14 protein-coding genes are annotated in these 14414 nt (G+C 44.9%); 12 read left to right on the forward strand and 2 right to left on the reverse strand.

Translation table 11 applies throughout. The features are described 5' to 3' along the window. The first annotated feature begins 150 nt into the window (after positions 1–150). From V8G47_RS05590 to V8G47_RS05630, 9 genes are all read left to right on the forward strand, one after another. On the forward strand, positions 151–1674 hold the full coding sequence (locus tag V8G47_RS05590) for an AMP-binding protein (RefSeq protein ID WP_336199438.1): 1524 nt from the start codon (positions 151–153) through the stop codon (positions 1672–1674). Between the two features lie 11 nt (positions 1675–1685). Next, complete coding sequence (locus V8G47_RS05595; RefSeq protein WP_336199228.1) at positions 1686–2477, forward strand: enoyl-CoA hydratase; 792 nt, start codon at positions 1686–1688, stop codon at positions 2475–2477. 30 nt (positions 2478–2507) lie between these two features. After that, positions 2508–2630, forward strand: a complete 123-nt coding sequence (locus V8G47_RS05600; protein ID WP_336199229.1) for a hypothetical protein — start codon at positions 2508–2510, stop codon at positions 2628–2630. Next, positions 2627–4126 carry a sodium/proline symporter gene (locus V8G47_RS05605; RefSeq protein ID WP_336199230.1) on the forward strand — a complete coding sequence of 500 codons (1500 nt, stop codon included), beginning with the start codon at positions 2627–2629 and terminating at the stop codon, positions 4124–4126. Before V8G47_RS05600 ends, V8G47_RS05605 begins: the two co-directional genes overlap by 4 nt. Positions 4127–4417: 291 nt before the next feature. Continuing rightward, positions 4418–4972: a DUF488 domain-containing protein gene (locus tag V8G47_RS05610; RefSeq protein WP_336199231.1), complete on the forward strand. Its 555-nt coding sequence runs from the start codon at positions 4418–4420 to the stop codon at positions 4970–4972. Positions 4973–5519: 547 nt separating this feature from the next. Beyond that, positions 5520–7016 (forward strand): phytoene desaturase family protein, encoded by a 1497-nt coding sequence (locus V8G47_RS05615; protein ID WP_336199232.1) that lies wholly within the window; start codon positions 5520–5522, stop codon positions 7014–7016. 93 nt (positions 7017–7109) lie between these two features. Further along, entirely contained in the window at positions 7110–7610 is a 501-nt protein-coding gene (locus V8G47_RS05620) for a glycosyl-4,4'-diaponeurosporenoate acyltransferase (protein WP_336199233.1), read from the forward strand. 18 nt (positions 7611–7628) lie between these two features. Next, the gene (locus V8G47_RS05625) at positions 7629–9182 is read left to right on the forward strand and encodes a phytoene desaturase family protein (protein WP_336199234.1); all 1554 of its coding nucleotides are present in this window, start codon (positions 7629–7631) and stop codon (positions 9180–9182) included. 24 nt (positions 9183–9206) lie between these two features. Continuing rightward, positions 9207–10313 carry a glycosyltransferase gene (locus V8G47_RS05630; protein WP_336199235.1) on the forward strand — a complete coding sequence of 369 codons (1107 nt, stop codon included), beginning with the start codon at positions 9207–9209 and terminating at the stop codon, positions 10311–10313. A 193-nt stretch (positions 10314–10506) separates the two neighbouring features. Here V8G47_RS05630 and V8G47_RS05635 read toward each other — a convergent pair whose 3' ends face one another. Then, the gene (locus tag V8G47_RS05635) at positions 10507–11040 is read right to left on the reverse strand and encodes a hypothetical protein (RefSeq protein ID WP_336199236.1); all 534 of its coding nucleotides are present in this window, start codon (positions 11038–11040) and stop codon (positions 10507–10509) included. Positions 11041–11327: 287 nt separating this feature from the next. Here V8G47_RS05635 and V8G47_RS05640 point away from each other — a divergent pair, with 287 nt between their 5' ends. Then, positions 11328–12026, forward strand: a complete 699-nt coding sequence (locus V8G47_RS05640; RefSeq protein ID WP_336199237.1) for a polysaccharide deacetylase family protein — start codon at positions 11328–11330, stop codon at positions 12024–12026. 99 nt (positions 12027–12125) lie between these two features. Beyond that, positions 12126–12578: a GNAT family N-acetyltransferase gene (locus V8G47_RS05645; RefSeq protein ID WP_336199238.1), complete on the forward strand. Its 453-nt coding sequence runs from the start codon at positions 12126–12128 to the stop codon at positions 12576–12578. Between the two features lie 87 nt (positions 12579–12665). On the opposite strand, the gene V8G47_RS05650 is transcribed toward V8G47_RS05645, so the two are convergent. Further along, complete coding sequence (locus V8G47_RS05650) at positions 12666–13490, reverse strand: STAS domain-containing protein (protein WP_336199239.1); 825 nt, start codon at positions 13488–13490, stop codon at positions 12666–12668. Positions 13491–13887: 397 nt separating this feature from the next. Between V8G47_RS05650 and V8G47_RS05655 the strand changes: the two genes are divergently transcribed. After that, complete coding sequence (locus V8G47_RS05655) at positions 13888–14361, forward strand: DUF2975 domain-containing protein (protein ID WP_336199240.1); 474 nt, start codon at positions 13888–13890, stop codon at positions 14359–14361. Positions 14362–14414: the final 53 nt, after the last annotated feature.

A 14414-nucleotide genomic window follows, 5' to 3' on the forward strand; every position in this document is an offset into this window, starting at 1 on the left:
AATCTTGCAATAAGATTATTAAATGGAAATAGAAAGGAGAAAAGCAGGTAAAAGAAGAGAGAATAAGATCTACATTTTTTTACCCATAATTGTATGCGCTTACATTCTTGAGGAGGGAATCTATTGGATGTCGGATATTTTACAAGAAGAATGGCGAAAGATTTGAACCCTCAAAACCCTTCCAAAATCGCAATCAAAGAAGAATCGGGAAGTTCGTGGACATATAAGGATCTTCATCAAAAATCTAATGTTTATGCAAATAAGCTTCGCGAAATGGGTGTGGGAAAAGGGGACCGCGTCGGAATTTTGCTCTATAATTGCCTGGAATATTTCGGTCTTTATTTCGCTGCTGCCAAAATTGGGGCAATTGCTGTCCGGCTTAATTTTCGGCTTTCAAGCAAGGAATTTGAATACCTGCTTAACGATTCGGAGACAAAAATACTCTGTTTCCATTCAAACTTGGCCGGTGAGCTGGAACAAGTGCACAGCCAAGTGGCGGTGGAGCGGTATATTTGCCTTCCGAACAAAGAGGGGGGAATTCCAGATTGGTCTGAGAGTTGGCAAGTTTTAGAGAATGGATCAACAGACGAACTCAAGCCTGAAAATATCAAATTAAGCGAACCGGTCATGCTTATGTATACTTCGGGAACGACCGGCAGGCCTAAGGGTGCCATTTGGACACACGAAACGACCTTTTGGTTTTCAGCAATGCAGGCATTAAAGTGGAACTTTACCGGAAATGAAATTGGGATGACGACCGGGCCCTTGTACCATGTGGGGGCAATGGAAGATATCGCTCTTCCCATTCTGATGATGGGCGGAACGGTTATCATTACAAAAAGCCAGGGATTTAAGATTGGGAGAATACTTGGAGTAATGGAGAGGGAGCGTGTGAACGATTGTTTTTTATTCCCCTTTATGATTTATGAAATGCTGAATGATCCGGATATTGGAAAGTATCAGCTAAAAGAATTGAAAACCATTTACACAGGGGGAGATCCCCTCATGCCTTGGGCCCTTGAAAAATTAAAAGGACAATTCCCCCATATAGGGGTAGTTCAGGTTTATGGATTGACAGAAGGAACGCCCATCGCAGCTTCATTAAATCCTGAGGATGTTTTTACAAAAGGTCATACGGTTGGCAAGCCTCTGCCTCTTACTGAGATTCATATTATTGATGAAAATGGGGTTCCGCTTCCTCCAGGTGAGGTTGGGGAGATTGCTATTAAGAGTCCTGCTGTTTCAGCCGGTTATTGGAGAAAGCCTGACGCCACCCGGAAAACGTTCGTAAATGGTTTTTGCCGGACAGGAGATTTGGGACAATTCGATCAGGATGGCTACCTGACAATTGCAGGCAGGAAAAAAGATATGATCCGAAGCGGCGGCGAGAATATATATGCAGCTGAAATCGAGGATGTTATATACCGCCTTGACGGCATAAGGGAGGTCTCCATTATTGGCATTCCTGATCCTCAATATATCGAAGCTGTTTGCGCTGTTGTGGTGAAAAAGGAGGGAGCAAATCTTACAGAACAAGAAATTATTAATTTCTGCAAGGGCCAGCTTGCCAGCTACAAGAAGCCAAAAAAGGTCATATTTGTAAAAGAACTGCCGCGCACACCATCTGGAAAGGTTCAAAAATTTCTTTTGAGAAATCAATTTAGCCATGTGTAAGGAGGGCCCAGATGAAAAAAATCCAAGTTGTTTCATGGTCAAAACAACAAAATATTGCCACGGTTATCATTGATAATCCGCCGGTGAATGTGCTGAGTGCTGAGGTAATCGAACAATTGTCAGCTGTCGCGGATGAAATTGGAAACGATTCCGATGTGAAGGTGGTCATTCTAACCGGTGCCGGTGAAAAGGCATTTGTGGCGGGAGGGGATATCAAAGGGTTTCCTGACTGGACTGGAAAAGGTGTGGAACTCGCTAAGCAAAAATCGCTTTGGTTGCAGGAACCGCTTAATAAGATTGATCGGCTTCCCCAACCCACGATCGCGGCGATAAATGGCTTTGCATTAGGGGGCGGTTGCGAGCTTGCTTTAAGCTGTGACATCCGGATTGCCGAAGAACAGATAAAGATTGGTCTTCCTGAAATAAAATTGGGACTGTTTCCAGGGGCGGGTGGAACTCAAAGACTGCCGAGGCTAGTAGGGAAAGCAAAGGCAAAAGAGATGATTTTTACCGGAGAGCCTTTGACGGCTGAAGAAGCGAAACAGATTGGACTGGTCAATCACGTTGTTCCTAAGGGGAGTTCTTTGAAAAAAGCCGTTGAGCTCGCAGAAAAAATCAGCCGTTATTCCTCTCCATCATTGTCTTTTGCCAAACGTTCCATTGATAACGGTTTTGAGCAGCATGTGGATGAGGGGCTTGTCACCGAAGCTGAATATTTCGGGCAGGTCTTTCAAACGAAGGACGTAAAGGAGGGGGTAGAGGCTTTCATCCAAAAACGGAAGCCGAACTTTGTTGACAGATGATCGATTAAATGATCTTAAGGAGGGATTAGCTTGTTTGGATTATCGCCGTTAATGACATTCATGTTATTTGTCTTTTGGCCGAGCGCCGTTGTAGCAGCAGGAGTTTGGGGAGTAGTGGCGTTTAAAAATAATGAAGAGGAGGATGTTTCATGATATTAGCGATCGGGATTATTTATTTGCTTGTAATATTGGTGATTGGTTTATTTTCCATGAGACATCAAAAGGATATGGATACCTTTTATACGGGAGGGAGGAGGTTTGGCCCCTGGCTTGTGGCTCTCGCTGTTTCTTCCACAACTATGTCGGGGTACGGTTTTATCGGGCTGACGGGTCTCGTGTATGAAAATGGCTATGCTATATTCATGATCGGAATCTTTGCAACGGCAGGGATATTTGTCAGTTTCTTAGTCCTGGCAAAGCCAATGAGGCGAATAACACAAAAATTTGGTGCATTGACCATTCCCGATCTCTTGGAAATCCGGTATAACAGTAAGGCCATTCGCGCGATCACCGCTCTAGCGATATTGGGGGGAGCGATCGGTTATCAGATGGCTCAATATAAGGCGCTTGGGAACATGCTGGAAACCGTTCTTGGTGTGGATTACAAGCTGGCTTTGTTTATCGGTGTGGCCATTTTGACCGTTTACGTTGTTGGAGGCGGAATGATCAGTGCGGTCTGGACTGATTTTATTCAGATGATCGTCATGATTGCCGGTGCTCTGATTGTCTTCATAGGCGGTATGAAAATGGTGGGCGGCATGTCCCAGCTTAACTCGGAACTTGCGAGCATAAACCCTGATATGGTGCAGGCATACCATACAACAGGCCCAATCGGCATTTTTGCTTTTATCTCTTATTTCTTTATTTATGTAATCGGGCATCAAGGACAGCCGCATGTTGTTTCAAAGTTCTACATGATCAGAAAAATTTCCATGCTAAAATGGGCGTGTATTATTGCCGCGGGTACATATGGACTTACTGCCCTCTTATGGTTTGTAGGTCTATACACGAGAGTGATGGTCAATCGGGGGGAAATGGCAGCTCCAGCCACTCCGGATATGGTTGCACCAATGTTTATCGAGACCTTCTTCCCGCCGGTGATTGCCGGATTAATCTTTGCCGCTGTGATGGCTGCAATCATGTCAACAAGTGAAGCGTTCTTGCTGGTTGCAAGCTCTTCAATTGTCAGGGATATCTATCAACAGATTATTAAAAAGGGAGAAAAGCTTCCAGAAAAGAAAGAATTGGCCTTATCAAGATGGTTTACATTGGTCATCATCGTGGTGACGTTCCTACTTTCACTCAATCCGCCAGATCTGGTGGGATGGCTCGGAAACGCTTCATGGGGCATTTTCTCTGCTTCATTGGTACCAGTATTAAGCATCGGAATCCTTTGGAAGCGGGCGACGCGAACAGCGGCCATTTGGTCCTCAGCCCTTGGATTTATCTTCAGTATCGGTCTTTACATTTTAAAAGTGAAGGGGATCTATGTTCCTGCCCTTGACACCGGAGCCATTGCGATGATTATTTCAACTGTTTCCCTGGTCGGAATCTCCCTCATCACAAAACAAGAAGCAAGCCCGATATTCGAAAAAACCTCAAGAGAAAAAACAACCGTAGAAGACCCAGCTACAGCAAACTTTTCATGATTGGGTTTGACAAGGGAAGCAGGGGGACGGTTCTTCTGCTTCCGCCCTTGATGATTAAGATAAGATGATTTAGTATAGCATCCTTTTATGGGGTGCTTTTTTGTGGTTGAGAAGGGAGAGGGTTAGCGGGGGGAGTTGGTGGGGTTGAGGTTTAAAGTGGGTGAAATGGAAGCAAGAGAACCGTCCCTATGCTTCGTAATGTAAGCAAACGGGTATAAGAAACATAAGAACTGTTCCCGTATCTCTCGTTTACCTACGCTGAGAATATTCTATACGAAAGGCGGAACTTTCATGAAAATTTACTCCATTGGGCACTCGACGCATTCCAAAGAGCAATTCCTGAACATGCTTGAGGCCGTAGAAATCGAATACATAGCGGATATCCGTGCTTTTCCCGCCAGTCGAAAGCATCCTCAATTCAAGAAGGAGGACATGGGAGAGTGGCTGGGTGAAGCAGGAATAGAATACCTTCATTTCCCGAAGCTCGGAGGCAGGAGGCGTTTGTCGGGGGTGATTGGTGAAGAACTGAACGCAGGCTGGAACAACCGATCGTTCCACAATTATGCAGATTACACGTTGACAGATGAATTCAAGGATGGACTTGAAGAGTTGAAGGAGGCGGCTGCTGAGATCAAATTGGCGTATATGTGCTCGGAACGCCACCCGGCCAGGTGCCATCGCCTGTTGATTAGCAACGTGTTGAAAGCAAATGGCTGGGATGTCTCCCATATCATTGATGATTCTGACGGAAAGGCTGAAGTTGTGAGTCACGAACTCGGCAAATGGGGAGCCTTGCCTATCATTGAAGAAGATGGGACAGTCGTTTATCCGGAGCTGAATGGATAGGTGGGAGTGGGCCCGGTGCCCACTCTACCCTTCACCTCTTCTTAACTACATATAACAAACGGTTCCCCTACATGGCTGGATTCACTGAATCGAACTCTCCACAGTGCACACACAAAGAAGGGTTATGCCACTTTTTGTGGAATACTAGATAGTAGAAACAATCCCTACCTATTCATCTCAAAATCTCTACATACTATCTAAAATACCGACCGTCCCTACCGCGCCTCTATTCTACTCTTCCAGATAAACACCTATGATTCCCTTACGTTTCCTTTGCAACTAAAAGACCTGCCCATTGATCCCAAGTGAAAATTAAAGCTCTGCCTGAAATTCCTCTATATAAAACACATTCAACGTTTTCATTTTAGTGGAAGATAGGGTATAAGAAAGGTGCGGAGTGTACAAACTTGATGCTGAGAAAAGTCTGAACAAACAGAATATAGTTTGATGATCCAAATGTGGATCAGGAGGAGCTGGATATGGAACGTGTTTTTAGAAAAACACACATACTCAAAACAAGATTTCCGAAGAGGAGGAACGGTAACCATTGATAAATAAAACGGTACTTATCATTGGAGGCGGGCTTGGCGGGGTGTCGGCAGCCATTTCATTGGCACAGGCGGGATACGATGTTTCCTTATATGAAAAAAACCATCACATTGGAGGGAAGTTGAACCGGCTGGATCAGGATGGCTTTGGTTTTGATCTGGGCCCATCCATTTTGACGATGCCCCATATTTTCGAGAAATTATTTGCGGCCAGCGGAAAATACATGAAGGATTATGTCCAAATTGAAAAGCTGGATCATCAATGGCGTTCCTTTTTCCCCGATGGAAATGTCATAGACTTATATGAAGATCTGAACGACATGCGAGAGAAGAACAGGTCTCTCACTGAAAAGGACATTCGTGAATATGAACGTCTGCTGGATTATTCAAAGAACCTTTATGATATGACGGATAAAACGTTATTCAAGCATGGTGTGGATTCGACAAAAGGAATGATGAAGCATGCGGGACTGTTCATGGCCTTAAAGAACTTTGATCTGTTATCGACGGTGCATCGATCCCTCGATAAGCGGATCAGTAATGATCAGTTCCGCGATATGCTCTCTTATTTTATCAAGTACGTGGGTTCGTCCCCTTACGATGCACCTGCTGTGATGAATATGATGATCTACATGCAGCATGATCAGGGCGTATGGTATGTGCCCGGCGGTTTGCACAAGCTCGCCGACGGCCTCGTGAAGCTGGCGGAAGAAGTGGGGGTTACCTTCCATTTTGGAAAGCCGATCGTCAAACTTGAAAAGAAGGATGGCGAAATCACAGGAGCCGTTTTGGAAGACGGGACTAGACTCACGGCGGATTACTTTGTTTCCAATATGGAAGTGATTCCGGTTTACGAGCGATTACTGGAGGAAGACAATCATTATATTAAAAAGTTAAAGAAGAAATTCGAACCGGCGAGTTCCGGTCTCGTCATGCATTTGGGCGTGAAGAAGAGCTATCCGCAGCTGCGCCATCATAATTTCTTTTTTGCCGAAAATATGAAGCAGCAGATGCAATCGATTTTCCATCGCCGTGAATTGCCTGAGGATCCAGTCATTTATCTTGTTAACGTCAATAAGACCGATCCGACACAGGCCCCTGAAGGCCATGAAAATATCAAAGTGCTGCCTCATATTCCTTTTATCCGGGATGAAAATCCGTATACTCAAGCCGATTATGAACAATTCGCTGAGCGGGTCCTGATCAAATTGGAGAAGATGGGCCTCGATGGCTTGCGGGACAACATTGTCACTCGTGATGTGTGGACGCCGGAAGATATCAGGCGCACGTATGGCTCCGACCGCGGTGCGATTTATGGGACCGTGTCAGACAAAAAGAAGAATAAAGGGTTCAAGCATCCGAAACAGAGTGAACGCTACAACAACCTCTATTTTGTCGGGGGCACGGTGAACCCCGGCGGCGGAATGCCGATGGTTACCTTAAGCGGTCAGCTTGTAGGCGAACAGATTGTGGAGAGAGATTCATCCCTTGCCTGAAGATGATCGTGCCTTTCTGGAGAGGTTACCGGAAAGGCTGGTTTTCTCGTTTGTAGCAAAACTATTGAACCTTTTAAACCAAGGGGTGATGTCATGATCGTATCACTGCCTGTCCATTGGATCATTATCATCGATATACTTGCCTGGACGTTCTTTCATCTCGCCATTTCGGTCATTTGTTTGAGACTGCCGTTGACTTGGTTCCTGGAAGACCATTTCTGGTTTCGGACGTTCTCTTTTGAACAATCGGGAAAACTGTGGCAACGTTTGTTCCGGGTGAAAACGTGGAAGGGACTTATTCTCGATGGCACGATTTTTTTGAAAAAGGGATACAGCAAAAAAGGGTTGCATGGGACGAAGGCGGGGGACCTGATGGTGTTTGCAGCGGAAACGAAACGCGCGGAACTCACCCACTTGCTTTCCATCCTCCCTGCTCCGCTGTTCTTCATCTGGAATCCAGCATGGGCAGGATGGGTGATGATCCTGTATGCCATGGTCTTCAACCTTCCGATCATCGTGGTTCAGCGCTACAATCGGGGGCGCATCTCGGCCATCACGTCAGGACTTGGCAAGGAATCAAGCAGACTATTGTAAGGAAATGAGGGAATGTACATGAGTAAGAAGGTGATTGTCGTTGGGGCAGGTGTTGCGGGACTTGCCAGTGCCATCAGACTCCAGCACGCGGGGTATCAGGTGGAGTTATATGAAAAAGGATCCACCCCCGGGGGCAAAATGAATCAAATTAAACGGGACGGCTACACGTTTGATCTGGGTCCGAGTATCGTCATGATGCCGGAACTGTATCGGGAACTGTTCGAATTATGCGGACGTGATCCGGATGATTATATTCCAATGGAAAAATTGGATCCGATTTACCGGGCTTACTTCACGGATATTCCCGACCAGCCTTTTGATATCTCGACGGACCTTATCCAAATGACCAAGACCATCGAATCCCTCAGCGAAGAGGATACGGAAGGTTTTTTTCAATACCTGCATGAAATTTACAGACGGTTTGTCATCGCGAAGCATCACATTCTTCAAAGACCTTTCCGCAAGAGATCCGATTTCTATAATTTCCCCCTGTTGAAGAAAGTGTTGCAAATGAAACCATACGACACGGCCGACACGTTTATGGGGAGATTCATCAAGAATGAACGGCTGAAGCAGTTAATCAGCTTTCAAACATTGTACATCGGCATTTCCCCTCTGAAAAGCCCATCTTTCTATACGATGATCCCGATGATTCAATTTTTATATGGCGTATGGTTCATCAAAGGCGGAATGTATACGATGGCCTTAGGGATGGAGAGGCTCTTCAAGGAACTTGGCGGAACCGTTCACTACGGCAAGGCTGTGGAGGAAATCTCCATTCAAAACCGCAAGGCGGATGGGATTATCGTGGACGGCAAGAAAATCCCTGCGGACTACGTGGTCTGTAATGCAGACTTCCCTTATGCCATGAAACACCTGGTGAAGGACAAGGCTTCCAAGGGCAGATTTACGGATAAGAAGATCGACAGCATGAACTACTCCTGTTCCTGTTTTTTGATGTATCTCGGGATGAACCGGAAATATGAAGAGGTCGATCATGTACATACATTTATTTTTAACGAAAAGCTCAATCAGAATTTGGAGGATATTTTTGACGGGAAGAAATTAACGAATGCCTCCTTTTACGTGTACATCGCTTCAAAGAAGGACCCATCCCTTGCACCTGAGGGGAAGGACGGTCTGTACATTCTGATGCCTGTCTCAAATATTGAAACAGCCGACTATACATGGGACGAAGAAACCATTTCTTATTATCGCAACTATATTTTAAACGAATTAAAGAATATCCCTGGCTTTGAACATGTTGAGGATGAGATTGTCACGGAAACGTATACGACACCACTGGATTTCGAATCGAAATTCAATGCCTATCGCGGGGCCACATTCGGCTTGCAGCCAACACTGGATCAAAGCAACCACAAACGTCCGCAAAGCAAGGCAAGCCATTGTGAGAATCTGTACTTCACAGGAAGCAGTACACATCCGGGTGCCGGTGTCCCGATCGTGCTGTTATCAGCCAGGATTACTGCACAGGAACTGATCCAGGATGATACAGGCCATGTGTATGATTATTCAGCTAACCTACAGGCTGAAAGGGGATTGTCACATTAGCCGTAGAGGAAGGAGGCAGGTTACATGACAGCTTCAGAAGTGATCAATTTCGTCCTGGGGGGCCTTGGGGTGATCATTGGCATGATTGTGTTTTGGTCCTTGCCGGTGCCGAGATTCACCTCCAAAAGTACGGTGGAGTTGCCGTTTCTGTCCATCATTATCCCTGCCAGAAATGAAGAAGCGAGGATCACCCCGTTACTGCAGTCGTTGCAGGAGCAGCGATTCAAGGGATTTGAGGTTTTGTTGGTGGATGACGATTCATCAGATCGTACCGTGGATGTCGCAAAGAGCTACGGTGTCACGGTCCTCCAAAATAACGGGGCAGGAAAATCGTCTGCCTGCTGGCGCGGGGCCAATGAGGCAAAAGGAGCCTGGCTGCTATTTCTGGATGCAGATACCAGATTCATGAGTGTGGATGGACTACGTAATCTCCTGCATGTCTACCAGGGAAAAGGAGCCAGGGGGATCCTTGCCCTGCAGCCCTATCACACAGTGGAGCGTGTGTATGAACATCTCTCCATTGTCTTTAACATCATCGTCGTGGTGGGGATGAATCTATTCACCGTCTGGGGTTCACGATTCAAAGCGGCCGGTTCGTTCGGTCCATGCATTCTATGTGATCGGGAGGATTACTTCTTATCCGGAGGGCATGAGAAAATCGAGGGGGCCATCATGGATGATCTCGCACTGGGAGAGGCCTTTCTTGATCAGAACCTTCCCGTACGCTGTCTTGGAGGCAGAGGGATCATTTCGTTCCGCATGTATCCGGAAGGGGTGGGCAGCCTGATCGAAGGCTGGTGCAAAAGCTTTGCCGTCGGTTCCAAGTCCACTCATCCCGTGGTCATGTTGATGGTGATCCTCTGGATTACGGGCAGTTTAACTGTCGCGTCTTCATTGATTTCATCGATTATTGTAGGAAAAACCACCGCTATGATTGTCTATGGGGTATTGTATATCCTCTATGCTGTTCAAACGGCATGGTTTGCCGGCAGGGTCGGGGATTTTAGATGGGGGTATTTCCCGTTTTATCCGTTGCTGTTTTTGTTCTTTGCAGGGATTTTCATTTATTCTTTTGTCCGGGTGAATGTGTTTCATTCTGTGAGGTGGAAGGGGCGGAATATAAAGGTTTAAAGGGTTACTTTTTGGGGGTTTTGAAGGTAATGAGTTGGGAAAAAAAGGTGTCTGACCCAAGTAGGTCAGACACCTTTTTTGGATTTGTAATGGGATGGTTTAACCAAACGAAGAAATGGAGTATGGATCATGGTGAGAGGAACGCAGAGTGGGGATAAGATAATCGTGATCACTTAAATTATCGTAATGACGATTACCTTTCAGCTCGATTCTCAAGGGTGAAGACCCGTTTATCAATATTAGTGATTCTTGTGTTCAGATAATGAAAGTCTGTTTCAGAACGTTGGCTGCCTACTTTTAACAAAGCAATGACATCTTCTGTTTGTGATGTTTCAATTCTATTGACTGTTTCTTTTATTTCTTTTACATCATTTCCCAACTCTTTCATATTACCCTCGAGTCCTTGCACTTTTCCGTCGATGCCTTGCACTTTCCCATCGAGTCCTTGCACTTTTCCATCGATGCCTTGCACTTTCCCATCGAGTCCTTGCACTTTCCCATCGAGTCCTTGCACTTTCCCATCGAGTCCTTGTACTTTTTCGTCGATGCCTTGCACTTTCCCATCGAGTCCTTGTACTTTTTCGTCGAGTCCTTGCACTCTTCCGTCGAGTCCTTGCAGTTTTCCATTGAGCCCTTCCATATTACGATTAAGCTCTTTCAAACTCTGGTCGAATTCCTTCATGTTCCGTTGAATATCAGATAACATGTTCACGATTTGTTTGTCCATTTTTCTCACCTCCTTTTTACTATTATAGTATAAATAAAACGATGATACTACGATGATATTGTGTGAACGGAGATGCCAAGGAGACAGGTACATTATTCCAGAAACCTTTGTTTCGAATAAGGTAGAATGAGATTCACTCCATGTTTTCAGAGTGGAACTTTTTGTAGCTATGATCTTGAAGTATGATAGAGAGGGGACTCTAATGCTTCACCTTGGTCAAAAAGGAAGCGGGAGACCCGTCCCTATGCGTCTGCTTCATGAAAATTTTAAAGGAGTCAATACAACGGATGAAAAAGAAACTTATACTCATACTAGCAGTCATTGCAATCATTTTCTTATTATTATTCGGCGCGTTTAAATTGATGAATGCAAGGTCATTTCAACTATTTGGAGGGCTGACAGACAAAGTGGAAACCAATCAAAAAGTGGTGGCTCTAACGTTTGATGACGGCCCAACCAAGAATGTGGATGACATCACCGCATTGTTAAAGAAGTATGATATCAAAGCCACTTTCTTTCTGATCGGAAATGAAATGGAAGAAAATCCTGAAGAGGCGAAGAAACTGGTGGAAGAGGGTCATCAGATCGGAAATCATACATATTCCCACCACAGGATGATTTTGAAATCACCTTCATTCATCAAAGAAGAAATCGAAAAAACGGACGACCTCATTCGAGAAGCGGGTTATACTGGAGAAATTGACTTTCAGCCGCCAAACGGCAAAAAGATTGTAGGGTTGCCCTATTATTTATCGAAGCATCATCGTGACACGATTATGTGGAATATCGAACCGGATACCTTCTTTACGGACGCTGATGATAAGATTGAATATGTGAACGACAAGGTTACACCGGGTTCCATCATTTTAATGCATGCCATGTATGACAAAACGGGTGAGGAACTGAAGGCTCTGGAAGGAGTTATACAATCATTGTCAAAACAAGGATATACATTTGTCACGGTTAATGAGCTTCAGGAATTGTAGGAAGCACGGGGACGGTTCTGTTGCTCCGCTTTGAACGAAAAAGGAAGCACGAGAACCGTCCCCATGCTTCAAAACTATACAACAGAGGAGTCCCATATCATGAGCTGGAAAATAAAAAGCTTCAATGAACTATCAACCCACGAACTATACGAAATTTTAAACATAAGGACCCAGGTGTTTGTCGTGGAACAGGAATGTCCTTACCTGGAAGTCGACGGGAAAGATCTGCACGCCCATCATCTTTATAAAGAAGAAAACGGTGAGGTGGTGGCCTATGCAAGGCTTTTACCTGCGGGTGTTTCCTACAAAGAACCGTCCATCGGGAGGGCCCTCGTGAAGGAAGAATATCGTCGTAAAGGGTTCGCAAGCGAATTGGTGAAAAGAGGATTGGCTTTCATTCATGATGAGTGGGGGGACCAGCCGGTGAAGATTCAGGCTCAGGAATATTTGCGGGAGTTCTATGGGTCATTCGGATTCAGGGCGATAACGGAAACCTATCTGGATGATGGGATTCCCCACATCGATATGATATTGCAGAATCCTGCAAGTTAAAACATGCCAAACAAGCCACGGGGTCATGCCCCGTGGCTTGTTTAAGCTGCCGATATGGAAGCATAAGAACCGTCCCTATGCTTCTACCTATGCTTCTAAAAATTTCTCCAAAGCGATATGAAGGCTGGAGGTTACGGCGATTTTGGAAGAGTCGATTCCAAGGTGGGTCATGGTCTGGGCGATCTCGGGTCTGATTCCGGATAGGATGGTTTCGATTCCGATCAGGGATAGGGCATCCACTACCTTAAAGATGCGGTCTGCCACCATCGTATCGATGATCGGAACGCCGGATAGGTCAATGACCATGTATTCCAGTGATAAATCGTTCCCTTTTGAGAGTGCTTTATCCATCAGTTCCTGAGCTCTTTCGGTGTCTATGTCCCCGATCAATGGGAGAACTCCCACTTGCTTCGTGATTTTGATCACCGGGATGGATAACTCCAAAGCTGTCGCTTCTGCCGCATTGATCCGCGTATAAAATCTTCTTGAATACGACATGGTCAGCCAGTATATGGCCCTGTCCACCACTGCATCAAAATCAGAAATCAGGTCATAGAATTGATCAAATGACATATCGAATTTGGAAGCTTCCTCTTTCAAGATTTGCCCGATTAAATTCCGGTAATCCCTCACTTCATCCAGGGCCACTTCCAAAGGAAGATTGAAGTTAACGAGTGTATCGACAGCTTCCGAACCCCATTCCTTTAATTTTTCGAAGGCCGTGTCCAGGTCGCTCTCAATCGATTTTGCATAAATGTCGATGATATCCTCACGCCAACTATGAAGCTTAGATTCTATATTGCGGTACTCGCTTGACCGTAAATTATCCTTTTCGACAATCAGCTCTTGCTTTTGGCTCAATACTTTCTCACAGATTGCTTTCGTATATGTTTGTCTGCCTTGATCGATCATGTTCGTTACGCCTCTCCTTTTACTGTAGTTTCCAACTATATTTTAACATAATGGATGATGGGAGTTGGAGTGGGAACGTTTGGGATAGGGGGAGTGGCCAGGTACGAAAGTTAGGCTGTTTGTAGGAGTAGCAAAAAGATTCGTGAAGTAATGTGGCTGATTTGCCACTTATCTTTGACGGTAGAGTGGGGAATGATCCGCCTCTGCTTTTTTTCTTTGAGAGGGGAAAACCTATAGCTCCTCCGCCCTTGGTTCGGCAGGAAAAGCAGGGTGAGAACCGTCCCCGTACTTACTCGATTTCAATAATAATATCATATAAATCAATATTAATTTATTGTAAAACGATAAACAACGTGCTAAAATCAAGGTATCATTTTAAATGAATGAGGTGTTTGGATTGAATGATAAACGGGGTTCAGCCATTTTCTTAAAGGCCATTATTTTTCTGGTTGGAGCTGCAGTGGTTACTTTGTGCGTGCATTGGATGCCTGTGTTAACCATAAGAGATGTAAAAGCACATCCAGGTGGAGATTATTCGATATATCCCCTTTTAGCATGTGCGTATGGAATATGTCTTACATTTACTTTTTCGCTGTTTCATGTGTATAAACTAGTCACCTTTATCGAAAGGAACAATGCTTTCTCGGAGTCATCTTTTAAATCTTTACATGTGATAAAAAAATGTGCTTTTATCGTCATCTTCTTCCTGGTGTTAATGATCATAAGCTTAAAGGTGATTTCCAGTATCTCAGGAGATGATTCAGCAGGTCCTATATCGTTAAGTCTGATGACTATTTTAGCAACAAGTATCATCATAGCTGTTGTGGATGTCCTTCAAAAGCCATTAACGGTTTTCCTGGATAAAAAATAAGGTAGAGTGGGGACGGATCCCACTCTGCTTTTTTTGTTTTGAGAGGGGAGTAA

It is taken from the genome of Rossellomorea sp. LJF3 (genome assembly GCF_037046045.1).
In the GTDB taxonomy this organism is placed as follows: Bacteria; Bacillota; Bacilli; order Bacillales; family Bacillaceae_B; genus Rossellomorea.